The organism is Campylobacter sp. RM12642 (assembly GCF_020137635.1).
Lineage (GTDB): Bacteria > Campylobacterota > Campylobacteria > Campylobacterales > Campylobacteraceae > Campylobacter_E.
Genome location: NZ_JACGAT010000006.1, coordinates 62115 through 86164 on the forward strand (window position 1 = coordinate 62115; position 24050 = coordinate 86164).

Consider the following 24050-nt stretch of genomic DNA (forward strand, 5'->3'; position numbering starts at 1 on the left):
CCTTATAATAATTTTTCAAATTCTGATTTGAAATTCTCAAAGTCTTTTAATTCAAATATTTGTTTTGCTCTATTTTTTGATTTTGGAGCTTCTATTTTTAATGTAGTAATTTTCGACACATTATTACTAGCAGCAACTTCACTGCAAGGTTTTTTAGCAGCTTGTAAGATAGCTTTCATACCAGGTATTTTTGCTTCATAGTATTCAGGATTTACGCTAAGTACTGCAGGTAAATCTAAATTAAGATGACTTTCGTTTAAAGAATCACTAGTGTTTAAATCTACAATATTTGAAACTGCATTAATAGCACTTACATTACCTGCATATGCAGCATCTAATTTTGCAGCTAGAAAAGGTGCAAATATTCCTTGAAATAAATCAGAAGAATTTGAACCAGCGATTATAATTTTTGCATCAATGCTTTTTGCATATTCACAAACTGCATTTGCTGCACTTATGCTATCAACTGCAACGCCTTTTAAATTGATTAACTCATCTAAGCCACGGCTTAATAAATCTTTACTAAGTTTTGAATTTAGACTTTCGCCAGCATAAACTCCTATGATTTTGCAATCAGCATTTTTTTCTTTAATTGATAAAGCACATTCAATTGCGCTTAAATCAAAGTTAGAAATTTTTAAATTAGAAGTTTGATCTAATTCACCATTTGAAAATTTTAATTCTTCTTCATCTAAAACAATTTTAGTGCAAACTAAAATATTCATAAAATCTCCTTTTTTAATTTAATCTTAATTTAAAATATTAAATTTTAAATATAAGTTTTTTAATTATATATTTTTTTCCTTGTTTGAAACTTAAAGATATATTGATATAAATATTTAATTAAATAATGAAGAATAATATTTAAGCAATAACGAAGATAATAAAACACCTGAAAATATTAATAATATGGCATATAATTTAGTTTTTTTGTATTCGTTTGTTTCTAATTTAATAGACATAAAATTTAAATTTTTATTAGAATTTTTTTCTAAAAACATAATTCCAAAGATTAAACTAGACAATATAGAGCAAAAAAATGCTTCATATGTAATTAAGTTTAGTTCGTTTAAAAATCTAACAATTATATAAGTTAAAAATCCACTGATTTGAGATGCTAGGGCTGATTTTATTCCATAGTTTTTGATATATAAAATACCAATAACGCTTACTATCCAACTAGCTGCTATTATAGTGCTTGCAAACCAAGCAATTATTCTAATACTTGCTAATTCAAAAGTATTAATTATAAAACATAAAACGCATACACTTAATATAATTATTCTGCACAATATAAGTTTTTGTTTATCAGTTTTTTCTTTTTTGCTTATTTGTCCTATAATATCTTCACTAAAACTAAAACCAATAACAGCTAAAAATGTCATAGCAGAGCTAATTCCTGCTTGAACTATACCAGTTATTAGCATTGCACCTAAAATAGGAGGCATTTGTTCTAAAGCAGAAATAATTACTACTTTTTCACTGGTATTAATATTAATTCCACTATATTTAATAACTATTACTAATAGGTATAAAATTCCTAGAAAATATACTGTTAAAATTGCTGATAATACGCTCGTTCTAAAAATCACATGTTCATTTTTAGCCATTAAATTTCTACCTGCTTGCCAAGGAGAAATAGCTATAGTTATACACCAGATAATTCCCATAGTTAATACATAAGGTAATTCATTTGGAGCTTTTAATGTTTCTGGCCGTGATTGAGCAAGTTGTTTCATTGCTATAAAAGGATTTTCAATAGTATTAAAAATATAAAATGCTGCAATTATAGTAACACTTAAAAACATAACGCACATAAGAGTATCACTAATAATTGCTCCATTTGAGCCACTAAGGCTTACAAAGGCTAAAATTATAATAAAACCTGCAATTAAGCTTGTAGTTTTGCTAAAATCAGTTAAACTTTCTAATAAAATACTAACACCTTGCATAACTGAAACAAGATAAGCAAACATACTAAAACAAACTACAAAAGCCGAACACATTCTTAGATATTTTGCAAGTTTATGTTCTTTAAATACTAAATAGAAAAATTCAGGTAGAGTTTTTACTTTGCTTGTTCTTAGATATCTTCCAAAAAATAAAGAGCCTAAGATATAACCACAAGCACACATAGTATTTATCACCATTAATGATATAAAGTGGCCATCATATACCCAAGCACAATCACCCATAAAACCATTTGTAGATAACATACTTGCAAAAACAGTACCTGTTAAAAATATAGTATTAGCATTTCTTCCTGCAACAAAAAAGTCATCTAAATTTTTAGTTCTTTTTGAAAGAAAATAAGACAAGATTAAAAATAAGATAAAAGAAATTAAAACAAGCAGGCTTATAATATTCATTGTTTTTCTTCTTTAGACAATTTCATATACATTAAAACACCACAACAAATTAAACAAATACCTGAAAATAAAGCATAAAATAACTCAAGCATATTTTACCTTAATATAAAATTAAAAAAATTATTTAATTTTATAATTTTAAAACTTAAAAAAATGTAAATTTTTAAATATATTTATATAAGAAATAAGATAAAATAAATTAAATTATATTTATTATCTCTTTAAAAAAGATAAAAATATGTAGAATTTTATATTTTTTCTTGACAAATAAACTTATATTAAATACACTTGCGAACCTATTTTAGTTTTTGTGATACTTATCACATGTTCTTTAATGGGTTGGCTTAAATGCCAACGAGTTCTTTTAAAAGGAAAAATTATGGAAAGAATTAGGTTAAAGTTAAAAGCTTATGACCATAGGGTTCTAGATCGTACAGTTGCGGCAATTGTTGAAGCCGTTAAGAGAACTGGTGCTGAAATTAGAGGTCCAGTGCCAATGCCTACAAAAATAAAGCGTTATACCGTTTTAAGATCTCCGCACATCAATAAAGATTCAAGAGAACAATTTGAAATGAGAATTCACGCTCGTATGATTGATATTTTGGCTGCTACTACTGACACCGTTGATAGCTTAACAAAGCTTGATTTGGCACCAGAAGTTAATGTTGAAGTTCGTGCAATGGGCAAGTAAGGATAGAGTATGGAATATATTGTTGAAAAAATCGGAATGAGTAGAACAATTAACACATCTAGCACTCCTGTAACATTACTTAAGTTAGTAAAAACAAAAGTTTGCGAACTTAAAGATGGTAAAGCTATCGTTGCTTACGCACAAGGTAAACATCAAAACAAGTGCATAGCAGGTCAGCAAAAAAAATACAGCCTAAGTGCAGAGTTTAACAAATTTGCTAGTTTAGAAGTAGCAAATAAAGAAGCAGGTGACATTGACACTACACCTTTAGCTGAAGCAAAAGTTTTAAAAGTAAGCTTTAATTCAAAAGGTAGAGGTTTTGCAGGTGTTATTAAAAGACACGGATTTGCAGGTGGTCCAGCAAGTCATGGTAGCCGTTTTCACAGACGCTCAGGTTCTATAGGTAACCGCGAGTGGCCAGGTCGTGTTCAAAAAGGACGCAAAATGGCGGGTCATTTTGGTAATGAATTAGTTACTGTTAAAAATGAAGTTGTTTCATTTGACGCTGAAAATGGTGTTTTAGTATTAAAAGGTAGCGTTGCAGGTTATAATGGTGCAATGGGTAAAGTAAGGATTGTAAAATGAAAGTATGCGTATTAAACGATAAATTTGAAAAAGCTAGTGAGCTTGATTTACCAGCAAGATACGCTGAAGTAAATCCTCATAACCTTTATTTATATGTAAAATCATATCAAGCTAGCATGAGAGCAAATACAGCTCATACTAAAGGTAGAAGTGATGTTAGCGGTGGTGGTAAAAAACCATGGAGACAAAAAGGTCGTGGCGGTGCTCGTGCAGGTTCAACTAGAACTAACGTATGGGTAGGTGGTGCAGTTGCATTTGGTCCAACAAATAATAGAAACTATTTTCAAAAAGTAAATAAAAAGCAAAAAAGATTAGCATTTGAAAGAGCTTTAGCTGATAAAGCAAATGCAAACGCAATATTTGCAGTAGATAATATAGTTATTGAAAGTGGTAAAACAAAAGATGCAAGAGCTATGATTAATAAAATAGGTGTTAAAGATGCTTTAATAGTTAAATCATTATTAGATGAAAAAACTTTATTAGCATTTAGAAATCTTGCAAATTGTTATGTTGTTGATATTACTGAAGTAAATGCTTATTTATTAAGTATATTTAACTCAGTTATTATTGAAAAAGATGCTTTAGCATCAATTACGAAAGAGGGCTAAGATGGCTGATATCACAGATATAAAAAATATAGTTTATACAGAAAAAACTTTAGGCCTTCAAGAAAGTGGCGTAGTAGTTATTCAAGCTAGCCCTAAAATGACAAAAAATGGTCTAAAGCAAGTGTTAAGAGAATATTTTGGTATCGTTCCTTTAAAAATAAATTCATTAAGAATGGATGGAAAAGTTAAAAGATTTAGAGGAATTGAAGGCCAAAGAAGTGACTTTAAAAAGTTTTATGTAAAGCTACCTGAGGGTGCTAGTTTAGAGAATAAGGAAGGCTAAGATGGCTATTAAAACTTATAAACCATATACCCCAAGCAGAAGATATATTACAGGTGTAAGTAGCGATGATATTACAGCAAAAGCTAGTGTTCGCTCATTACTTGTAAAACTTCCAGCTGCAGCAGGTAGAAATAACAACGGAAGAATAACAAGTCGCCATAAAGAAGCAGGTGCTAAAAAACTATATCGTATCATTGATTTCAAAAGAAATAAATTTGGAATTGAAGGTCGTGTAGAAGCTATTGAGTATGACCCATACAGAAATTGCCGTATTGCATTAATTGCTTATAAAGATGGTGAAAAAAGATATATTATCCAACCTCGTGGTTTAGCAGTAAATGACATTGTTTGTTCAGCTGCTGAAGGTTTAGATATTAAACCAGGAAATGCTATGAAATTAAAATCAATTCCTGTAGGTACAATTATCCATAACCTTGAGTTAAAACCAGGTAAAGGTGGACAAATGATTCGTTCAGCAGGTTCTTTTGCTCAATTAATGGGTAAAGAAGAAAAATATGTAATCGTTCGCTTACAATCAGGTGAAATGAGAAGAGTATTAGCTGAATGTATGGCTAGTATTGGTGAAGTTGGTAATGAAGATTGGGCTAACGTTACAATCGGTAAAGCAGGACGCAATAGACATAGAGGTATTCGCCCACAAACTCGTGGTAGTGCAATGAACCCAGTAGATCACCCACATGGTGGTGGTGAGGGTAAAAAGAACTCAGGTCGTCACCCAGTTACACCTTGGGGTAAACCAACTAAAGGTGCTAAGACTCGCCGTAAAAAGGCTAGCGATAAGCTAATAATATCAAGAAGAAAAGGAAAATAAGATGGCTAGATCATTAAAAAAAGGTCCTTTTGTTGATTCTCATGTTATGAAAAAAGTTATCGCAGCAAAAAAAGCTAACGATAATAAACCAATTAAAACTTGGTCAAGAAGAAGCACTATAACTCCTGATATGATCGGTCTTACTTTTAACGTTCATAATGGTAAAAGCTTTATTCCAGTATATGTAACTGAAAATCACATAGGTTATAAATTAGGTGAATTTGCACCAACTCGCACATTTAAAGGCCACAAAGGTTCTGTGCAGAAGAAAATTGGAAAATAAGGGGTAGTAGATGAGTAAAGCATTAATTAAATTCATAAGACTATCACCAACTAAGGCAAGATTGTTAGCAAGAGAAGTTCAAGGAATGAATGCTGAATTAGCAATGGCTAGTTTAAAATTTATGCCAAATAAAGCAGCAAAATACATTTCTAATGCAATTTCAAGTGCTGTTGCAAATGGTGGATATGAGCCAAGTGAAGTTGTAGTAAGTTCATGCCGTGTTGATGCAGGTGCAGTTCTAAAAAGAATTAGACCAAGAGCAAGAGGTAGTGCAAGTCGCATTAGAAAACCAACTGCTCATATTATGGTTGAAGTAAGCAGAGCAAAAACTGAAAGTAAGGAAAGCTAAAATGGGACAAAAAGTAAATCCGATCGGTCTTAGACTAGGAATTAATAGAAATTGGGAATCAAGATGGTTTCCAGCTAAAGCTAGTTTAGCACAAAGCATAGGCGAAGATTATAAAATCCGTGCTTTTCTTAAAAAAGAGCTATACTATGCAGGCGTTAGTCAAATAATAATAGAAAGAACTGCTAAGAAATTAAGAGTTACTGTAGTTGCAGCTCGTCCTGGAATTATCATTGGTAAAAAAGGTAGTGATGTTGAAGTAATTAAAACAAAACTACAAAAAATTATCAATAAAGAAGTAAATCTTAATATTAAAGAAGAGCGTCGTGCTAATGCATCAGCTCAATTAGCAGCAGAAAGTGTTGCAACTCAACTTGAAAAGCGTGTTGCTTTCCGCCGTGCTATGAAAAAAGTTATTCAAAATGCACAAAAAGCAGGAGCAAAAGGTATTAAAGTTAGCGTTGCAGGTCGTTTAGGTGGTGCTGAAATGGCTAGAACAGAGTGGTATCTTGAAGGTCGTGTGCCTTTACATACTTTAAGAGCAAAAATTGATTATGGTTTTGCTGAAGCTCATACAACTTATGGAAACATAGGTATTAAAGTATGGATATTCAAAGGTGAGGTATTACATAAAGGTGTTCAAGCTGATAAAACTGAAGAGCCAGCAGCAAAGAAGACAAGAAGAACCAGAAGAGGTAAATAATTATGTTGATGCCAAAAAGAACAAAATTTAGAAAAATGATGAAAGGCCGCAATCGTGGCTATGCTTGCCGTGGCACAAAACTTGCTCTAGGTGATTATGCTTTAAAAGCTACTGAGGGTGGTAGAGTTAATTCACGCCAAATTGAAGCAGCTCGTATTGCTCTAACTCGTCATGTTAAAAGACAAGGTAAATCATGGATAAGAGTATTCCCAGATAAACCTTTAACTAAAAAACCACTTGAAACAAGGATGGGTAAAGGTAAAGGTAGTGTTGAAGAATGGGTAATGAATATTCAACCAGGCAGAATTCTTTTTGAAATGACAGGCGTTAGTGAAGATATGGCTAGAGAAGCTCTTGCACTTGCTATGAGTAAATTACCATTTAAAACTAAGTTCGTTACAAGAGAGAGTGAAAATGAAATATACTGAGCTAAAAGATAAAACAGCAGAAGAATTAAATGCTATGTTAAAAGAGAAAAAGGTGCTTTTATTTACACTAAAACAAAAGCTTAAAACGATGCAGCTTACAAATACAAATGAGCTTCGCGTAGTAAGAAAAGATATTGCTAAAATCAATACTGCAATATCAGCTATGAAATAAGGGGCCAATTATGAGTTTTAAAAGAGAAATACAAGGCGTAATCGTTGCAAAATCAGGTGATAAAACAGTTAGCGTTCTAGTTGAGCGTAAAGTTGTTCACCCAAGATATAGAAAGATTGTAAAACGCTTTAAAAAATATTTAGTTCATGATGAAAAAAATACTGCTAATGTTGGCGATACAGTTGTGGCAATTGAATGCAGACCATTGTCAAAACGCAAATCTTTTCGTCTTAAAACAATCTTAGCAGCAGGAGTTGAGTAATGATTCAAAGTTTTACAAGGCTTGTAGTTGCTGATAATAGCGGCGCAAAAGAAATTATGTGTATAAAAGTATTAGGTGGTAGCAAGAGAAGATATGCTACTGTAGGTGATGTTATAGTTGCATCTGTTAAAAAAGCTTTACCAAATGGTAAAATTAAAAAAGGTCAAGTAGTTAAAGCTGTAATCGTAAGAACTAAAAAAGAAGTTCAAAGAGAAAATGGCTCATTAATTCGTTTTGATGAAAATGCAGCAGTTATTTTAGATGCTAAAAGAGAGCCAGTTGGAACTCGTATTTTCGGGCCAGTTGGTAGAGAAGTAAGATATGGTGGCTTTATGAAAATTGTTTCACTAGCTCCGGAGGTTTTATAATGGCTGTTAAATTTAAAATTAAAAAAGGTGATAATGTAAAAATTATCGCAGGTGATGATAAAGGCAAAACAGGTGTTGTAAAGGCAGTTTTTCCTAAGAAAAATCAAGTAATCGTTGAAGGTTGCAAAATTGCTAAGAAAGCAGTTAAACCAAGCGAGCAAAATCCACAAGGTGGTTTTGTAAATAAGGAAATGCCTATGGATATTTCAAATGTAGCAAAGGTGGAGGCATAATATGAGATTAAAAGAAAAATATGTTAATAGCATTAAGCCTGCTATTGCTAAAGAATTTGATATTAAAAATCCTATGTTAATTCCTGCTATTGAAAAAATTGTAATTAGCGTTGGTTTAGGTGCTGAATTTACTAAAGATCAAAAAGTATTACAAAGCATTGTTGATACAATTAGTTTAATTTCAGGACAAAAAGCAGTTGTAACTAAAGCTAAAAAATCAGTTGCTGGTTTTAAAGTAAGAGATGGTTTCCCTGTTGGTGTAATGGTAACTTTAAGAAAAGACAATATGTATGCGTTTTTAGATAAGTTAATTTCTATTGCATTACCAAGAGTTAAAGACTTTAGAGGCCTAAGTAGAGATGGTTTTGATGGTCGTGGAAATTATAGCTTCGGTTTAAATGAACAATTAATGTTCCCTGAAGTTGTATATGACCAAATTTTAAGAACCCATGGTATGAATATAAATGTTGTAACAACAGCAAATAGCGATAAAGAGGCATTAAGATTATTAGAATTATTCGGTGTGCCTTTCACAAAAGGAAAGTAATATGGCAAAAAAATCAATGATAGCAAAAGCTGCTCGTCCAGCTAAGTTTAAAGTTAGAGCTTATACAAGATGCCAAATTTGTGGTCGTCCACACTCAGTATATAGAGATTTTGGAATTTGCCGTGTGTGCCTAAGAAAAATGGCTAATGAAGGATTAATTCCTGGTCTTAAGAAAGCTAGCTGGTAAGGAGAAGTTATGATTAACGATTTAATTTCAGATTCACTAACTCGTATTAGAAATGCAGCACTTCGTAAATTAGATACAACAAAATTACTACATTCAAAAGTTGTAGAATCTATTGTTGATATTTTTAAAGCGAAAGGTTATATTGAAGATTATAGCGTTGTTGAAGAAGATAAAAAGAAATTCATCAATGTAGTTTTAAAATATGATGAAAAAGGCAAAAGCGTTATTAATGAAATAAAGCGTGTTAGCAAACCTGGTCGTAGAGTTTACCGTGGTAAAGATGAAATCAAAAGATTTAAAAACGGTTATGGAACAATAGTTGTAAGTACAAGCAAAGGTGTTATTAGCAATGAAGTTGCTTATAAAGAAGGCATCGGCGGCGAAGTACTTTGCACTATTTGGTAATTAATGCTTTTTATGGCATTCGGAAAGCTTAAGCTTTCCCTAGACAAATAAAAAGGAAAAATATGTCAAGAATAGGAAAACAACCAATTGAAATTCCAGCTGGAATTTCAGCTAAAGTAGATGGTAATGTTCTTAGTTTTACTAAAGGAAATGTAAAAAAAGAACTTGATTTTAAAGGCCATGTAAATGTAGAAGTTAAAGACAATCAAGTAGTATTCACTCCAAAAAGTGATGATAGAAGCTCAAGAGCTTATTGGGGAACTTACAGAGCTTTAGCTAATAATATAGTAATAGGTCTTACTCAAGGATTTAAAAAAGTATTAGAAATAAATGGTGTTGGATATAAAGCTGCAATGAAAGGTAAAACTTTAGAAATGGCTTTAGGTTACTCACATCCAGTAATTTTTGATGCTCCAGAAGGCATTGAAATAGCAGTTGAGAAAAATACTATCGTAATTACAGGTGCTGATAAGCAAGTAGTAGGTCAAGTTGCAGCTAAAATTCGTGAATTTAGACCACCTGAGCCATATAAAGGTAAAGGTATTAAGTATTCAGATGAGCGTATTATTCGCAAAGCTGGTAAAACATCTAAGAAGTAAGGGATAAATAATGAGAGCAAATATCTTAAAAAGAAAATTATCTCTTAGAATTAAGAGAAAAAAGAGAATTCGTGCAAAAATTAGCGGTTGTGCAACTTTACCAAGAGTATCTATTTTTAAATCAAATAGAACGCTTTATGTTCAAGCAATTGATGATGTAAAAGCTCACACAATAGCTAGCGTAAATGGTAAAAAATTAGGCATTAAATCAAATATTGAAGGTGCTAAGAAATTAGCAGCTGAATTTGCAAAAAGCTTAAAAGCAGCAAAAATTGAAGAAGCAGTTTTTGATAGAAATGGTTATTTATACCATGGTGTTGTAGCAGCTTTTGCTGATGCTTTAAGAGAAAACGGTATCAAACTATAAGGATAAATTATGGAAAAATATAATAGAGAAGAATTTGAAGAAGTAATTGTTGATATCGGTAGAGTTACAAAGGTTGTTAAAGGTGGTCGCCGCTTTAGATTTACAGCGCTTGTAATTGTAGGTAATAAAAATGGCCTTGTAGGTGTTGGTTATGGTAAAGCTAAAGAAGTTCCTGATGCTATTAAAAAAGCAGTAGATGATGCGTTCAAAAATATCATTTCAGTTAAACTTCGTGGCCAAACAATCCCACACGATATTGAAGTAAAATACAATGCAAGCCGTATTTTATTAAAACCTGCTAGCGAAGGTACTGGAGTTATCGCAGGTGGTTCAAGCCGTCCAATTATTGAACTTGCAGGTATTAAAGATATTCTTACAAAATCACTTGGTTCATCAAATCCAGGCAACGTTGTAAGAGCTACAATCAAAGCTTTAAGTATGTTGAAAGGATAAAAAATGGGACTTGAAAATTTACAAAAAGCAGCAGGCTCTACTCATAAAACAAAAAGAATAGGCCGTGGTCAAGGTTCTGGCTGGGGAAAAACTGCTACAAAAGGTGGTAAGGGTCAAACAGCTAGAAAAGGTTATAATGAAAAAAGAGGTTTTGAAGGTGGTCAGCAACCACTTCAAAGAAGATTACCTAAAGTTGGTTTTACTTCTAAGTTTGAAAAACCTTATGTAATTAATGTTGAAAAAGTTACAGCTATTAAAGAATTAAAAGAAATTACTTTTGAAAGCTTAAAAAGTGTTCATAAATTTTCTTCAAGCGTTAAGAAAATAAAATTAATTGGCGCAAGTGCTAGTTCATTAGTAGCAAAAATCAAAGACGAAAACATTAAAACTAGCGGAAGTAAATAATGAATAAAAATCTTGCCAATAAAATTTTTATAACATTGGCGCTTTTATTTGCTTACAGGATACTGGCTTACGTGCCAGTTCCTGGCGTAAATGTAGATGTAATTAAAGAATTTTTTGAATCAAACACAAATAATGCTTTAGGTATGTTTAATATGTTTAGTGGAAAAGCTGCTGAGCGTTTATCAATCATATCTTTAGGTATAATGCCTTATATTACTTCATCAATTATTATGGAATTACTTGCAGCAACATTTCCAAATATCGGTCGTATGAAAAAAGAACGCGATGGAATGGTTAAATATATGCAAATTATTCGTGTAGCAACTATTGTAATTACTTTAATTCAAAGTGTTGGAGTTTCAGTAGGGCTTCAAAGCTTACACTCAAGAACAGGTGAAGCTGCTATTATGATTGATTTTAATACATTTATAGCTTTAAGCGCTGCTAGTATGTTAGCTGGAACTATGTTGCTTATGTGGTTAGGCGAGCAAATTACTCAAAGAGGTATTGGCAATGGTATTTCATTAATTATTTTTGCTGGTATCGTTTCGGGAATTCCTAGTGCGATTTCTAGCACAATTAACCTTGTAAATACTGGTGAATTAAATTTCTTAGTAGTAATTGGTATTGCCTTAGTTATTATTGCAGCTATTGGTGCTATTATTTATGTAGAATTGGGAGAAAGAAGAATTCCAATTTCTTATAGTAGAAAAGTTTTAATGCAAAATCAAAATAAAAGAATTATGAATTATATTCCTATTAAATTAAATTTAAGTGGTGTAATTCCTCCAATTTTTGCTAGTGCAATTTTGACATTTCCTGCTACTGTTTTACAATCAAGTACAAATGAATACATTATGAAAATTAATGATATTTTCAATCCAAATGGTTATGTATTTCATATTTTTACATTCTTTTTTGTAATCTTTTTTGCATATTTTTACGCATCAATTGCATTTAATGCAAAAGATATTTCAGAAAACCTAAAAAAACAAGGTGGTTTTATTCCAGGTATTCGTCCAGGAGAAGGAACAGCTTTATATTTAAATGAAATTGCAAGTCGCTTGACATTAAGTGGCTCAATATATTTAGCAATTATCGCTACGCTTCCTTGGCTTTTAGCTAAATTTATGGGAGTTCCATTTTATTTTGGTGGAACATCAGTTTTAATTGTTGTTCAGGTAGCACTTGATACAATGAGAAAAATTGAAGCTCAAATGTATGTGAATAAATATCAAACCTTAAGTGCAGTAGGCTTATGATTATAAATAGGCAAATATTTTTGCCGATTATTTTGGCTATATTTTTTGTGTCTTGTTCGCAAAATATAGCCAACAATAACTATGAAAACTATCAAAATAAAATCAATGGTGTAGTATTAATTGATGATGTTTATTCTAATTATCCAGCACAAATGTTTACTCCTAATGCTATTTTTGATACTAAATTGGATATAGAAAAAGTACAACAAACAAATAAAATTGTAGAGCGTATTTTAAATTCTTCAAGTGAGTGGAGATACACTCCTTATAGACTTGGCGGCACTAATAAAAACAAAGGTGCGGATTGTTCTTTTTTTACTCAAGAGATTTATAAACAAGTATATGGATTTAATCTAAGTAGAAGTACAAAAGAGCAAAGATTAGGTGGTAAAAAAGTTTCAAAATCTAAGCTTAAAGCAGGAGATTTAGTGTTCTTTAGAACAGATGGACCTTTTGGCTTACATGTTGGAATTTATCTTGAAAATAACAATTTTATACATTTATCTTCAAAAGGTGGAACAAGAATTCAAAGCCTTAATGTAAGATATTGGAATACAAGATATTTAGATGCAAGAAGGTATATAAATGCTAAATAAAATAGCAATTTTTGATAGTGGTGTAGGTGGGCTTGGAACTTTAAAATTATTAGTAAAAAGCCGTGTAGCAAAAGAAATAATTTATTATGCTGATAATAAAAATGTCCCATTTGGAACTAAAAGCAAAGAAGAAATTTTAAAAATCGGTCAAAATGCAATTGATTATTTAACAAGTTTAAATGTAGATTTGATTATTTTAGCTTGTAACACGGTCAGCTCAATTTTAAGCGAGCTAAATGTAGCTATTAAAGTTCTTCCTATAAGTGATTATGGTATTTTAGGGCTTAGTCAAATTGCTAATAATCAAAATTCTTTAGTAGTAGCTACAAAAGCAACTCTTAGCTCAGGGCTTTATCAAAACGCTTGTAAAAAATATAATATAAAAGCTGACTTTATAAGTCCTATTTCTTTTGTTCCTATTGTTGAGAGCATGGATTATTCTAAAGCGAGTGAAGATTTTGCAAATTATTTTAATAAAAATAATTATGATTATATTCTTTATGCTTGTACTCATTATCCATTTTTAGAGCAAGAATTTAAAACTTATTTTCCTAAAGCCACATTGATTGACCCAGCAAAAATTTTAGCACAAACTATGCAAGATGAATTTTTTAATAAAGATTTTAAATCAGAAATTATAATTGATTTTAGAGCTAGTAAAGATACTAAGATATTAAAAGATTTTTATGAAAGGATTAAAAATGTATGAGATTTTAGTAAGACCTTGTGGAGATTACGCTACAAATTGTTATATTGTAAAGCACGAATTAGGAGATATTGTAATAGACCCAGGCAAAGGTGCTTTAAGTTTTATTAAAGAAAACTCAAGCAAAGTCCTAGCGATTTTAAACACTCACGGACACCACGACCACATATGGGACAATAAATTAGTAGCACAAGAATTTAACGCTCCTTTATACACCCCAAAAGATGATATATTTATGTTAAAAAATCCTTTTTATGGTTTTTTGCCAAGCGATGATATAGCAATAGCTGTTGAAGACAAAGAAGAATTAGTATTTAATGGTTTAAAATTTACTTTTCATCATTTTGCAGGTCATACTCCAGGTTGTTCTATGATTGAATTTGATGATATTTATTTTAGTGGGGATTTTTTATTTGAAAGAAGTATAGGCAGATGGGATTTTGAGTTCTCAAATGCTGATGATATGGTAAATAGTCTTGAAAAAGCAAAGAATTTAAAAGATGATTTTTATTTACTACCAGGTCATGGAAATCAAACAAAAGTTAGTTTAGAAAAACCACATTTTGATTCTTGGATAAGATACATTAAGCAATGTTAATAATAGAATTAATTTTAGTATTTTTTGGTTTGATGGCTTGGTTTTTTCAAAAAGCATCACCAAAAAATGAAAAAATAGAAAGACTTAGTAGAAAATGTCCTTGCACAAGAATGGCTAATACTGGGCTTTTAACTAAAATATTTCTTTATTCAGCCATTGGTATAATTATAATTAATGCTTCAATGTTAGACTATGTGGGTTTTAATAAAGATAATATCTCTCAATTTATAATAGCCTTAGTGCTTGTATTTTTGGGATATAAAGTAAGAAAGGATGAATATGATAGAAATTAAAAAACCAGCAGAAATAGAAAAATTAAGAGTAGCTAATAAAATGGTTGCAAAAACGCTAGATTATCTTGAAACTTTAATAAAACCAGGAATTTCTTTAAAAGAATTAGATAAAGCTGCAGAAGATTATATCTTAAGTCTTGGTGCAAAACCAGCTTTTAAAGGGCTTTATGGTTTTCCTGGTGCAATTTGTGTTAGTCTTAATGAAACTTGCATTCATGGAATTCCTGATGATAGAATTTTAAAAGAAGGTGATATTGTAAGCTGTGATGTTGGAACTTTCATAGATGGATATTATGGCGACGCTGCTAGGACTTATGGTGTTGGCAAAATCTCTAAAAAAGATGAAGAATTAATTGCTTGTAGTAAGGATTGTTTGCTAAATGCAATAAGTCATATTAAAGATGGTATGAGATTTAAAGAGCTTAGCAAGATTTTAGAAGACTTTATTCGCTCTCGCGGTTTTGTTCCACTAGAAGGATTTTGCGGACACGGCATTGGTAGAAAACCACACGCAGAGCCTGAAATACCAAACTATCTACACCCAAATGATAGTATTAAAAATGGTCCAAAGATTAAAAATGGAATGGTATTTTGTATAGAGCCTATGATTTGTCAAAAAGATGGAAGACCTAAAAATCTAAAAGGTATGTGGGAAACTGCTTCAGCAGATGGGTTAAATACTGCTCATTATGAACACTGCGTAGCTATTGTAAATGGAAGAGCCGAGATTTTATCAATTAATGAGTAAATTATGGATGCGAAAATAATTAAATCTAAATTAGATTTTAGCAGTATTTTGTATTTTATATTTATTTATTTGATTATTGCAATAACACAAGGAGCTTTTAAAGCAGGCTTTGTTTATTTAGGCATATTTTTCTCAATTTTGCTTGTGATTTATATTTATGATATGCCTATAATTAAAGTGATTTTGTATAAAGATAGAATTGGAGTTAGATTTATATTTTTTACAAAATACATAAAACTAAGCGATATTAAAAGCTATAAAAGAAAAAAGAGATTTTTAAAAATCAAAACCAATGGCTTACTTTATTCAAATATAAAATTAAGAAATTTTCATACAAATAGCCTTGATGAAATAGAGCAACACTTAAATGCTATAAATGAATAAAATTATGGAATTTAAATTAGGAAATTATCCTAATTTAAATTCTTTATTCAACCGTTACGCTTTTTGCTAGATTTCTTGGCATATCTACATTTGCACCAACACGATTTGTAATTTCTAGTGCAAATAATTGCATAATTACCATCATTTCAAAAAACTCGCTTAGATAATGTTCTTGTTCGCTTGTTTTTATAAAATCATCAGCCTCGCTAAACTCAATAGGAGAAATTGCTAAAATATTTGCATCTCTTGCGCTTAATTCTAAGACATTTGAGCGAGTTTTATCATATAAAATATTTTTTGGCATAAATGCAATTGTAAATAATTCGCTATCAGCAAGTGCGATAGGACCATGCTTCATCTCTCCTGCTGCATAGCCTTCTGCGTGCATATAGCTTATTTCTTTTAATTTTAATGCCGCTTCAAGTGCAAGTGGATAAAATAAATCTCTACCTATAAAGAAAAATCCGTGTCCGTGTAAGTATCGCTTGCTTAAGCGTTTTAGTTTATCGTGAGTATTTTTATTTACTTTTAATACATTAGATAAATCCTTAATAGCAAGTAATTCTTTTTTAATATCTAAATTAGGATTTTTATTTAAATACAATGCTAGTAGCCATAGATTTAGCATTTGAGCGCAAAATGCTTTAGTGCTTGCTACACTTTTTTCAATCCCTGCACGAATTAAAATACAATAATCAGCTTCTCTTGCTATGCTTGAATTATCAACATTGCATAATGCTAAAGTTTTAAGCCCAGCATTTTTTGCTATTTTTAAAGCTTCAAGAGTATCAGCTGTCTCGCCGCTTTGAGATATACAAACGAATAAAGCATTTTTATCTAAAAAGCCATTTTTATATCTAAACTCACTTGCTATTTCTACACGGCATTCAATATTAGCACTTCTTTCATAAATATAGCTAGATGCTAATGCTGCGTGATAGCTAGTGCCACAAGCGCAAATTATGATTTTACTAAAGTCTTGATTTAAATTCTTTAGCTCATCAAAACATACTTTATCATTAATAATTCTTCCTATTAATATATTTTGAACGATTTGGCTTTGCTCGTAGATTTCTTTTTCCATAAAAGTATCAAACCCATCTTTTAAAGCACTTTCTTTATCACAATTTAATTCTTTAAACTCAACAACGCCATTTAATAAATGGATTCCATTTTTATCTAAAAAGCCAAAATCTCCATCGTTTAAATAAGCAACTTGTTTGCAAATTCCAACCAACGGAGCATCACAAGATGCCATATAAAACTCACTATTATTTGAGCCTTTTCCTATTATTAGTGGTGCGTTTTTCTTAGCAAAAAATATAGTATTTGGAGCTTTTTTTGTGATTAGTAATATTGCATAAGCTCCATCAATTTTTTTAATAACTTCACTAAAAGCTTTTTCAGGACTTAAAGTATTTGCGTATTTTTCAAATAAATGAACAATTACTTCTGTATCTGTTTGCGAATTAAAATGTGTGGTTTTTAGTTCTTCTTTTATTTCTTTATAATTTTCTATAATTCCATTATGTATTACGCAAGAATATTCGCCGTAATGTGGATGAGAATTTGTATCATCAGGTTTTCCGTGAGTTGCCCAACGAGTATGACCTATGGCTACACCTTCATCATTAAAGTTTAAATTTTTCATAAAATTTGCTAGGTTCTCTAATTTTCCCGCCTTTTTAAAAAAGCTTAATTCATTATTTTCTAACACAGCCATACCAGCACTATCATATCCACGATATTCAAGCTCTTTTAATCCTTTTAATATAATTTCTTTTTTTTCTAATTGTCCTAAATACCCAACAATTCCGCACATTTTTAATCCTTTAATAATAAAAATTACGCTAATTTATAGTAAGTTGTTAAACAAAGATAAATATAATCACTTTTCTTTTTTAAGGATGGTAAATGGATATTTTAGAAGCGTTAGACGAAGGTAAAAGATTAAGCGAAGAAGATTGTTATAAGTTATACGATTTAGATTTGCAAGTCTTAGGGTTTTACGCTAATAAAAAGAGATTAAAACTTCACGGAAAAAAAGTTTATTTTAATTGTAATCGTCACATAAATCCTACAAATATGTGCGTTGATACTTGTGCTTTTTGTGCATTTTCAGCTCATAGGCACAATCCAAATCCATATCATCTAACACACGAAGAAATCTTAAAAATAGTTGATGATACCGTTACTCGTGGGACAAAAGAAATACACATTGTTTCAGCTCACAATAAAAAAGGTGGTTGGGAATGGTATTTTGAGATTTTTAGAAAAATTAAAGATAAATACCCACATTTACATATTAAAGCAATGACAGCTGCTGAAATTAATTTTATTGCAAAGAGTTTTTTTGATGGAGATTATTCTGCAGTAATTGACAAAATGCTTGAATATGGAGTTGATTCTATGCCGGGTGGCGGTGCTGAAATTTTTGATGAAAAAGTTAGAAATGAGCTTTGTGCTAGCAAAGTTAGTTCTGATAATTGGCTTAAGATTCATGGGCTATGGCATCAAAAAGGAAAACAAAGTAATGCAACTATGCTTTTTGGACACATTGAAAGTCGTGAGAACAGAATTGACCATATGCTAAGACTAAGAAAACAACAAGATATTAGCAAAGGATTTAATGCTTTTATTCCGTTAGTATGGCAAAAAGACAATTCGTTTTTAAAGGATTTAAAACCGCTTGGAAGTATAGAAATTCTAAAAACTATTGCAATAGCAAGGCTTGTTTTAGACAATATTTCTCATATTAAAGCTTATTGGGCGACTTTAGGGTTAAACCTTGCAATGGTGGCTCAAGAATACGGAGCAAATGACCTTGATGGAACAATAGAAAAAGAAAATATCCAAAGTGCAGGTGGTGCAAAAAGTGCGAATGGCATTACGCTACAAGACTTCATAGACAATATCAAAACATCAAATTTAATTCCAATAGAAAGAGATAGTTTATATAATGAGATTAAGGAATATTGATTGAATTCTTTATATGTTTTTAGCTCCATTTTAAAAACATCATTCAAACTCATTATGCAATTAATATATGATTGCAAAAAATATACTTTCAAACAATTTAATCTAATAATTTCTTACTACAAACAAAAGGATACTGCTATGAGCTAGAATTTTTAATCTTATTGTGTTTAATCTTAGGTGCTTTACGCTAAATATTTTTTTATAAGGGAAAAAAATGGACTTTTTTAAGTTAAAAGAAAACAATACAAGTGTTAAAAATGAGTTTAATGGTGCTTTAGCAACATTTTTATCAATGCTTTATATTATTCCAACTAATGCTTTTATAGTAAGCAATACAGGGCTTAGTGTAGAAGCTTTAATGCTAGCAACTGCTTTAGTAACTATAATAGCAACTGCATTTACAGGACTTTTTGCAAATTCTCCAATAGCAATGAGTACAGGTATGGGGCTTAATGTATTTTTTACATTTTCAATGTGCAAAGGTCAAGGAATTCCTGTTGAAACTGCTTTAGGTGCTGTTTTTATAAGTGGTTTTATATTTTTAGTTCTTTCTTTTACAAATTTTCGTATTTTTATTTTAAAAAGCATTCCTGAAGATTTTCGCCGTGCTATAAGTGCTGGTATTGGGTGCTTTCTAGCGTTTATGGGGATGAATCAGGCTCATATTGTTACGGCTGATCCTGTAACTCTTTTAAAAATAGGTAATTTTGCAGACCCGAATGTGTTATTTTGTTTATTTGTATTATTTTTAATTGTTTGTTTTTGGGCTTGGAAGATTAAAGCAGGCTTTATTTTAGCGGTTTTAATAGGTAGTATTATCGCTTGGACTTTTGGAATAGGTGGAGCAAAATTACCAAGTGAATTTGTGGCAATTCCAAATTTTAGTGAAAAAGATGGGCTTATGAGTATTTTTGCAAAACTTGATATTATGAGTGCTTTAAGTTTATCGGTATTACCTGCAGTAATGACACTTTTTGTAACTCAATTATTTGATAGTATAGGCACGATTACTGGTGCTGGAATTAGGGGCGGAATATTTAAAAATAAAACAAAATCAGACGGAACTCTTGATGATAGTGGAGATAAAAAATTAGGTAAAACTATGATAGCTGATGCGGCAGGAACTTGTATCGGAGCAGTTATTGGCACATCAACTGCAACTGCATTTGTAGAAAGTAGTGCTGGTATAGAAAGTGGTGCTAGAACAGGACTTAGCAATATATTTTTAGCGGGAATGTTTTGTCTTTGCATATTCTTTTTACCATTTTTCCAAGCAATTCCTGTTAATGCTATTTATCCTATCTTGATAATGGTTGGAATTTTAATGTTTATGGAAGTTAGCAATATTGATTTTAAAGACCCTGCAAATAGTGTTGCTACATTTTTTACAGTAATTATGATGCCATTTACTTACTCAATTACTACAGGTATTGCTTTTGGATTTATTTCTTATGTGTTAGTTAGATTATTAAGAAAAGAATTTAATAAGCTAAGTAGTGGTATAATCGTTATCTCTATTATTTGTATGGCAGTGTTCTTGCTACAATTTATGAAATTTAATTAAAAGGTAAAACTATGTATAAATATACTTACGATGAATTTAAAAATGACTTTGAGCCGTTTGCAAAACGCATTCAAGATGAGTTCAACCCAGACGCTTTTGTAGGTGTTGCTCGTGGTGGTCTTACACTTACTCACGCATTATCAACTGCGCTTAAAAGCAGAAATGCTTTTGTATTAAATAGTATTCATTATGATGGGCAAAAAAAATTAGATACTATTGAAATTACTAATATTCCTGATTTAAGTAAAGCTAAAAAAGTTTTAATCATTGATGATATCGTAGATAGTGGTGAAAGTCTTGATGCAATTCGTAAAAAAATCTTAGAAATTTACCCACATTTAGAAGTTAAACTTGCTGTTATTTTTTATAAGCCAAGCGCTATTATAAAACCTGAATTTTGTGTAAAAGAAGCTAAAGAATGGATTAGTTTCTTTTGGGATTTTGAAGTATGATTTATGAAAATAGTTTTTGCTATATTAAACGCCACGAGAGTTCTATCCCGTGGCTAGAAATCCATGCAAAAGACGAATACAAAGAACTTAGTAATGATGAAGAAACAAGCCTAAAAATCTTTAAAATTGCTATGCTTATAGAAAAAGAAATGATTAGTTTTTATAAGCCAACTAAGATTAATCACGCTTCATTTGCTAACTACTTGCCTAAAGCCCATTGGCATATAATGGCTAGATTTAGTGATGATGGATTTTATCCTGAATGTATGTGGGGTAAGCAATTAGGGGATTTAAAAGATTATAGAGCTAGTTTTGATGAATTTTGCGATATTCTAGTAGCTAAGTTAAAGAATTTTAAATAAGTAGAAATCATATTTAATTTTTACTTATTTAAAACATATTACTTTCTTAAATCTTTTAATAAAATCTTATTCTCTGCTGATATTTTTGCACTATAACTTATCTTTTGAAACATCATTGATAAAGTTTCATTATCTAATTTTTTAATTTTTAAAAAATTAAAAGTTTCATCAAAATTATTACTTAAAAGTTCTGTAAAATACCAAGCTCTAGCCATATTTACATAATATTCTTGACTTTTTATATTAAATATTTTTTCTAATTTTGTGGTATCACTGCTAAAATATCTTATAAAACATAAAATCCCAAATCTTTTTTCATATATTGCGCTAGATTCAATCCATTCGCATATGATTTGCTCTACCTTATCAAGATTATTATCAAAGCACTTAGGTCTTATAGTATCGCAACTACACCAATTATCTATGATTTTTAATATTATTTTTAAATTCTTAACTACTAAATCATAATCATCTAACTCATTTAGCACATGTATATAAAGTTGCATTTCATCAAAACTATTAAAATTAGTATTTGATAAATAATCATTTAAATCATACTTTTTAATTATAGTTTTTGCATACCTTTTAAGCTTATTGTTTCTAACTCCTATTATTTTATAGTTAGTAAATACTGATTTTTTGCAATAACTTTTATATACTTTATCTATATGTTTTTGTAAATATTCTTTAATTTTCATTATAGCTCTTTCGTTTTGTTTAAAAAAATAATCTTACTATAAATACTTTTACTAAGTATTAACCTAGCTTCTTTAAAATCATCGCAACTTAGACTAGTTTTTTACTCCTTGAGAGACTTAAACCCCTTGAGAAATCAAGGGGTTTTCTTTTTTTAAGAATAATTCAAATTACATTTTTTTAAAAATTTATATAACTTTAAGCTTAATTTTCAAAATTTATGCTACTATTCCCTTACATTTTTACAAAAAAAGGAGAAAAAATGAAATTAGTTAAATTAAGTTTAGCAGCAGTTGTTGCTGCAGGTTCGTTCTCATTCGCGAACGCAGTTGCTTTAGATGAAGCTATTCAAAATGTAGACCTATCAGGAATGTTAAGATATAGATACGATACAAATTCTGAAAAAATAAAAAACAATTCAGTTACTACGAAAATAGATAGATCAGAAGATAACGGACATTTATATAAAGTTCAATTAAAATTTGGTGCTGATATCGCTGATAATTTCAAAGCTACAGCATTATTCCAATATTCAAACACTGATGGTTCTTTTGGTGATTCAGCATATTTAAATGATAAAAAAACTTTCAATGTAAGAGATGCTTATTTAACTTATACAAATTATGATACTTCATTCATATTCGGTAGAATGGAAATTGGCTCAATTTGGACTGATGATTTACTAGGAACAGGGTTAAAAATAGTAAATAACAGTATTGAAAATGTAACTTTAGCAGCTTATGCTTTTGATAACTATAACAATGATGGAGATTTAAGTAGCGTTTTATTTGTTACAGATGAAGCAGGTAATAAATATGCTACAAGTAAGAACCTTTATGGTATAGCAGCTATTGCTAATTTTGACCCAGTAGCAGCTCAACTATGGGTTTCAAATATGGCTAGTTGGGGCACATTCTATGCAGTAGATTTCAATGTTGCTCTAGGTGACAAAGATGACTTTGCATATAATGTACATGCTCAATACGCAGGCAACAGCCTTAAAAAAGATAGAAAAGGTGAAACAGCAGCTAATGGTAACTTCTATGCAGCAGAAGCTGGCTTTGACGCATTCGGCTTAGACTTCAATGTAGGTTATGCTGGTTATGGTAAAAAAGATAAATTAACTCTTAATACTGTAGAAGATGAAGGTCAATTAATCAACTATGGCGAAATCGTAATGAAAGACTACCAAGGTGGTTTTGGTAAAAAAGATTTCGTATTCGGAACAATTGGCTATACATTTGAAGATGTAAGATTTGGTGTTGATATTATTAGTGGAACAAATAAAGTTTTTGCTGAAAAAGAAAAATTATTTGAAGTTAAACCACAACTATCTTATAAATACAGTGACAAACTAAACTTCTCAGCATTCTATGCTTACGCAGAAACTAAAGATTCTGTTAAAGTAGATGTTAAAGATGATAAAGTAACACTTAGCAAATCTGATAAGAAAAAAGAAAGTTTAATCAGATTCCAAGCTAAATATACATTTTAATTAATTGCTAGGCTTTAAGCCTAGCTTTTTAAAGACTTAGAATGAAAAAAATTTTATTATTTTTATGTATTACAAATTCTATAAATGCAGTTATTACAGATGATTTATTAAATTATACTTTTAGTGATAATTTAGATATTAATTTAGGTAAAGAACTTTTTATAAATATTCATAAATGCAATTCTTGTCATGGAGATTTAGGAGATAAATCAAGCACTACATTTAAATCCTTAAACACTCATTCAGCATCTACTTTAAAATCAATGTTAAAGTCTTACAAAAACGATAAAGATTTTGGAGGCAAAACAAGATTTGTTATGCAAAGATATGCAAATAAGTTGTCAAATAAGGATATTGATAATATTATAGCTTATATAAAGGGCAAAGATAATTTAGAATTACCTAATTCAAAAAATATTGAACCTGCTAAAAAAACTAAAGATAATTTATATTTGGAATAAAATCTAAATATAAATTCCTATTTTAAAACTTAGATATTTTATTATAATTTAGCTATATAACTTAATAATCTTATAAAATATATAATGCCATTAAGTTATGCTAAACATATAAAATTAACCTATCTAAAATATTTTATACAAATAATTCAAGTAATGTTTTTTATATTATTCAAAATTATTATTTATTTTCTTACTAAATTTCAAACTTCTCAAACCTAACTCTTACCACATAATAATCACAACTACAAACTATCTTCACTAATTTTAGTTTTTAATGTTTTTAAATTTTATTTTTTAAATTCTCTCAACTTTTCATACTTTCGCCACA

The 24050-nt window shown here is 30.2% G+C and carries 37 protein-coding genes; 33 read left to right on the forward strand and 4 right to left on the reverse strand.

Going from position 1 to position 24050, the window contains the following annotated elements:
- Window positions 1-2: 2 nt before the first annotated feature.
- Both AVBRAN12642_RS03785 and AVBRAN12642_RS03790 read right to left on the reverse strand, forming a co-directional pair.
- A complete protein-coding gene (locus AVBRAN12642_RS03785) occupies window positions 3-725 on the reverse strand; it encodes a hypothetical protein (protein WP_336607964.1) in 723 nt (240 codons plus the stop codon).
- 114 nt (window positions 726-839) lie between these two features.
- Window positions 840-2369 (reverse strand): sodium:solute symporter family protein, encoded by a 1530-nt coding sequence (locus AVBRAN12642_RS03790; protein WP_336607965.1) that lies wholly within the window; start codon window positions 2367-2369, stop codon window positions 840-842.
- A 379-nt stretch (window positions 2370-2748) separates the two neighbouring features.
- On the opposite strand from AVBRAN12642_RS03790, the gene rpsJ reads away from it, so the two are divergent.
- The 27 genes from rpsJ (at window position 2749) to AVBRAN12642_RS03925 (ending at window position 15713) form a co-directional block, all read left to right on the forward strand.
- Window positions 2749-3060 (forward strand): 30S ribosomal protein S10, encoded by a 312-nt coding sequence (rpsJ, locus tag AVBRAN12642_RS03795; RefSeq protein ID WP_214116107.1) that lies wholly within the window; start codon window positions 2749-2751, stop codon window positions 3058-3060.
- 9 nt (window positions 3061-3069) lie between these two features.
- A complete protein-coding gene (rplC, locus tag AVBRAN12642_RS03800) occupies window positions 3070-3645 on the forward strand; it encodes a 50S ribosomal protein L3 (protein ID WP_214116105.1) in 576 nt (191 codons plus the stop codon).
- On the forward strand, window positions 3642-4253 hold the full coding sequence (gene rplD / locus AVBRAN12642_RS03805; RefSeq protein ID WP_214116103.1) for a 50S ribosomal protein L4: 612 nt from the start codon (window positions 3642-3644) through the stop codon (window positions 4251-4253). The genes rplC and rplD overlap by 4 nt, the downstream gene beginning before the upstream one ends.
- Window position 4254: 1 nt before the next feature.
- Window positions 4255-4536 carry a 50S ribosomal protein L23 gene (locus AVBRAN12642_RS03810; RefSeq protein ID WP_214116101.1) on the forward strand — a complete coding sequence of 94 codons (282 nt, stop codon included), beginning with the start codon at window positions 4255-4257 and terminating at the stop codon, window positions 4534-4536.
- A gap of 1 nt (window position 4537) precedes the next feature.
- Window positions 4538-5368 (forward strand): 50S ribosomal protein L2, encoded by an 831-nt coding sequence (gene rplB, locus AVBRAN12642_RS03815; RefSeq protein ID WP_214116098.1) that lies wholly within the window; start codon window positions 4538-4540, stop codon window positions 5366-5368.
- A gap of 1 nt (window position 5369) precedes the next feature.
- Window positions 5370-5651, forward strand: coding sequence for a 30S ribosomal protein S19 (rpsS, locus tag AVBRAN12642_RS03820; RefSeq protein ID WP_214116097.1), 282 nt, complete (start codon window positions 5370-5372; stop codon window positions 5649-5651).
- Between the two features lie 10 nt (window positions 5652-5661).
- Window positions 5662-6000: a 50S ribosomal protein L22 gene (gene rplV / locus AVBRAN12642_RS03825; RefSeq protein WP_214116095.1), complete on the forward strand. Its 339-nt coding sequence runs from the start codon at window positions 5662-5664 to the stop codon at window positions 5998-6000.
- A gap of 1 nt (window position 6001) precedes the next feature.
- Window positions 6002-6700 carry a 30S ribosomal protein S3 gene (gene rpsC / locus AVBRAN12642_RS03830; protein ID WP_214116093.1) on the forward strand — a complete coding sequence of 233 codons (699 nt, stop codon included), beginning with the start codon at window positions 6002-6004 and terminating at the stop codon, window positions 6698-6700.
- Between the two features lie 2 nt (window positions 6701-6702).
- A complete protein-coding gene (gene rplP / locus AVBRAN12642_RS03835; protein ID WP_214116091.1) occupies window positions 6703-7128 on the forward strand; it encodes a 50S ribosomal protein L16 in 426 nt (141 codons plus the stop codon).
- Window positions 7115-7300, forward strand: a complete 186-nt coding sequence (gene rpmC / locus AVBRAN12642_RS03840) for a 50S ribosomal protein L29 (RefSeq protein ID WP_214116089.1) — start codon at window positions 7115-7117, stop codon at window positions 7298-7300. Before rplP ends, rpmC begins: the two co-directional genes overlap by 14 nt.
- A gap of 10 nt (window positions 7301-7310) precedes the next feature.
- Window positions 7311-7562: a 30S ribosomal protein S17 gene (gene rpsQ / locus AVBRAN12642_RS03845; protein ID WP_214116088.1), complete on the forward strand. Its 252-nt coding sequence runs from the start codon at window positions 7311-7313 to the stop codon at window positions 7560-7562.
- Window positions 7562-7930 (forward strand): 50S ribosomal protein L14, encoded by a 369-nt coding sequence (gene rplN / locus AVBRAN12642_RS03850; RefSeq protein WP_214116086.1) that lies wholly within the window; start codon window positions 7562-7564, stop codon window positions 7928-7930. Before rpsQ ends, rplN begins: the two co-directional genes overlap by 1 nt.
- On the forward strand, window positions 7930-8163 hold the full coding sequence (gene rplX / locus AVBRAN12642_RS03855) for a 50S ribosomal protein L24 (RefSeq protein WP_214116077.1): 234 nt from the start codon (window positions 7930-7932) through the stop codon (window positions 8161-8163). The genes rplN and rplX overlap by 1 nt, the downstream gene beginning before the upstream one ends.
- 1 nt (window position 8164) lies before the next feature.
- Window positions 8165-8710, forward strand: a complete 546-nt coding sequence (rplE, locus tag AVBRAN12642_RS03860; RefSeq protein WP_214116075.1) for a 50S ribosomal protein L5 — start codon at window positions 8165-8167, stop codon at window positions 8708-8710.
- Window position 8711: 1 nt separating this feature from the next.
- Window positions 8712-8897, forward strand: coding sequence for a type Z 30S ribosomal protein S14 (locus tag AVBRAN12642_RS03865; RefSeq protein WP_172234194.1), 186 nt, complete (start codon window positions 8712-8714; stop codon window positions 8895-8897).
- 9 nt (window positions 8898-8906) lie between these two features.
- Window positions 8907-9302 carry a 30S ribosomal protein S8 gene (rpsH, locus tag AVBRAN12642_RS03870; RefSeq protein WP_214116073.1) on the forward strand — a complete coding sequence of 132 codons (396 nt, stop codon included), beginning with the start codon at window positions 8907-8909 and terminating at the stop codon, window positions 9300-9302.
- A gap of 62 nt (window positions 9303-9364) precedes the next feature.
- Window positions 9365-9901 carry a 50S ribosomal protein L6 gene (rplF, locus tag AVBRAN12642_RS03875; protein WP_214116071.1) on the forward strand — a complete coding sequence of 179 codons (537 nt, stop codon included), beginning with the start codon at window positions 9365-9367 and terminating at the stop codon, window positions 9899-9901.
- Between the two features lie 10 nt (window positions 9902-9911).
- Window positions 9912-10268, forward strand: coding sequence for a 50S ribosomal protein L18 (gene rplR, locus AVBRAN12642_RS03880; RefSeq protein ID WP_336607966.1), 357 nt, complete (start codon window positions 9912-9914; stop codon window positions 10266-10268).
- 9 nt (window positions 10269-10277) lie between these two features.
- A complete protein-coding gene (gene rpsE / locus AVBRAN12642_RS03885) occupies window positions 10278-10721 on the forward strand; it encodes a 30S ribosomal protein S5 (protein WP_214116067.1) in 444 nt (147 codons plus the stop codon).
- A gap of 3 nt (window positions 10722-10724) precedes the next feature.
- On the forward strand, window positions 10725-11126 hold the full coding sequence (gene rplO, locus AVBRAN12642_RS03890; protein ID WP_214116065.1) for a 50S ribosomal protein L15: 402 nt from the start codon (window positions 10725-10727) through the stop codon (window positions 11124-11126).
- Complete coding sequence (gene secY / locus AVBRAN12642_RS03895; RefSeq protein ID WP_214116056.1) at window positions 11126-12388, forward strand: preprotein translocase subunit SecY; 1263 nt, start codon at window positions 11126-11128, stop codon at window positions 12386-12388. Before rplO ends, secY begins: the two co-directional genes overlap by 1 nt.
- Window positions 12385-12984 (forward strand): NlpC/P60 family protein, encoded by a 600-nt coding sequence (locus AVBRAN12642_RS03900; RefSeq protein WP_336607967.1) that lies wholly within the window; start codon window positions 12385-12387, stop codon window positions 12982-12984. Before secY ends, AVBRAN12642_RS03900 begins: the two co-directional genes overlap by 4 nt.
- Window positions 12974-13693 carry a glutamate racemase gene (locus AVBRAN12642_RS03905; protein ID WP_239803237.1) on the forward strand — a complete coding sequence of 240 codons (720 nt, stop codon included), beginning with the start codon at window positions 12974-12976 and terminating at the stop codon, window positions 13691-13693. The genes AVBRAN12642_RS03900 and AVBRAN12642_RS03905 overlap by 11 nt, the downstream gene beginning before the upstream one ends.
- On the forward strand, window positions 13686-14288 hold the full coding sequence (locus AVBRAN12642_RS03910; RefSeq protein ID WP_336607968.1) for an MBL fold metallo-hydrolase: 603 nt from the start codon (window positions 13686-13688) through the stop codon (window positions 14286-14288). Before AVBRAN12642_RS03905 ends, AVBRAN12642_RS03910 begins: the two co-directional genes overlap by 8 nt.
- On the forward strand, window positions 14282-14581 hold the full coding sequence (locus tag AVBRAN12642_RS03915) for a hypothetical protein (RefSeq protein ID WP_214120231.1): 300 nt from the start codon (window positions 14282-14284) through the stop codon (window positions 14579-14581). The genes AVBRAN12642_RS03910 and AVBRAN12642_RS03915 overlap by 7 nt, the downstream gene beginning before the upstream one ends.
- The gene (gene map / locus AVBRAN12642_RS03920; protein ID WP_336607969.1) at window positions 14568-15329 is read left to right on the forward strand and encodes a type I methionyl aminopeptidase; all 762 of its coding nucleotides are present in this window, start codon (window positions 14568-14570) and stop codon (window positions 15327-15329) included. Before AVBRAN12642_RS03915 ends, map begins: the two co-directional genes overlap by 14 nt.
- 3 nt (window positions 15330-15332) lie before the next feature.
- Window positions 15333-15713, forward strand: coding sequence for a hypothetical protein (locus AVBRAN12642_RS03925; RefSeq protein WP_336607970.1), 381 nt, complete (start codon window positions 15333-15335; stop codon window positions 15711-15713).
- A gap of 43 nt (window positions 15714-15756) precedes the next feature.
- Here AVBRAN12642_RS03925 and glmS read toward each other — a convergent pair whose 3' ends face one another.
- Window positions 15757-17535, reverse strand: coding sequence for a glutamine--fructose-6-phosphate transaminase (isomerizing) (glmS, locus tag AVBRAN12642_RS03930; protein WP_336607971.1), 1779 nt, complete (start codon window positions 17533-17535; stop codon window positions 15757-15759).
- 92 nt (window positions 17536-17627) lie between these two features.
- Here glmS and mqnE point away from each other — a divergent pair, with 92 nt between their 5' ends.
- The 4 genes from mqnE to AVBRAN12642_RS03950 all read left to right on the forward strand — a co-directional run bounded on the left by mqnE (window position 17628) and on the right by AVBRAN12642_RS03950 (window position 21070).
- Window positions 17628-18692 carry an aminofutalosine synthase MqnE gene (gene mqnE, locus AVBRAN12642_RS03935; RefSeq protein WP_214116032.1) on the forward strand — a complete coding sequence of 355 codons (1065 nt, stop codon included), beginning with the start codon at window positions 17628-17630 and terminating at the stop codon, window positions 18690-18692.
- A 214-nt stretch (window positions 18693-18906) separates the two neighbouring features.
- Complete coding sequence (locus tag AVBRAN12642_RS03940; RefSeq protein WP_214116030.1) at window positions 18907-20256, forward strand: NCS2 family permease; 1350 nt, start codon at window positions 18907-18909, stop codon at window positions 20254-20256.
- A gap of 11 nt (window positions 20257-20267) precedes the next feature.
- On the forward strand, window positions 20268-20708 hold the full coding sequence (locus AVBRAN12642_RS03945) for a phosphoribosyltransferase (RefSeq protein WP_214116028.1): 441 nt from the start codon (window positions 20268-20270) through the stop codon (window positions 20706-20708).
- Window positions 20705-21070 carry an HIT family protein gene (locus tag AVBRAN12642_RS03950; RefSeq protein ID WP_336607263.1) on the forward strand — a complete coding sequence of 122 codons (366 nt, stop codon included), beginning with the start codon at window positions 20705-20707 and terminating at the stop codon, window positions 21068-21070. Before AVBRAN12642_RS03945 ends, AVBRAN12642_RS03950 begins: the two co-directional genes overlap by 4 nt.
- 38 nt (window positions 21071-21108) lie before the next feature.
- On the opposite strand, the gene AVBRAN12642_RS03955 is transcribed toward AVBRAN12642_RS03950, so the two are convergent.
- Window positions 21109-21768 carry a DNA alkylation repair protein gene (locus AVBRAN12642_RS03955; protein ID WP_336607264.1) on the reverse strand — a complete coding sequence of 220 codons (660 nt, stop codon included), beginning with the start codon at window positions 21766-21768 and terminating at the stop codon, window positions 21109-21111.
- A 260-nt stretch (window positions 21769-22028) separates the two neighbouring features.
- Between AVBRAN12642_RS03955 and AVBRAN12642_RS03960 the strand changes: the two genes are divergently transcribed.
- Window positions 22029-23261, forward strand: coding sequence for a major outer membrane protein (locus AVBRAN12642_RS03960; RefSeq protein WP_336607265.1), 1233 nt, complete (start codon window positions 22029-22031; stop codon window positions 23259-23261).
- A 41-nt stretch (window positions 23262-23302) separates the two neighbouring features.
- A complete protein-coding gene (locus tag AVBRAN12642_RS03965) occupies window positions 23303-23722 on the forward strand; it encodes a c-type cytochrome (RefSeq protein ID WP_336607266.1) in 420 nt (139 codons plus the stop codon).
- Window positions 23723-24050: the final 328 nt, after the last annotated feature.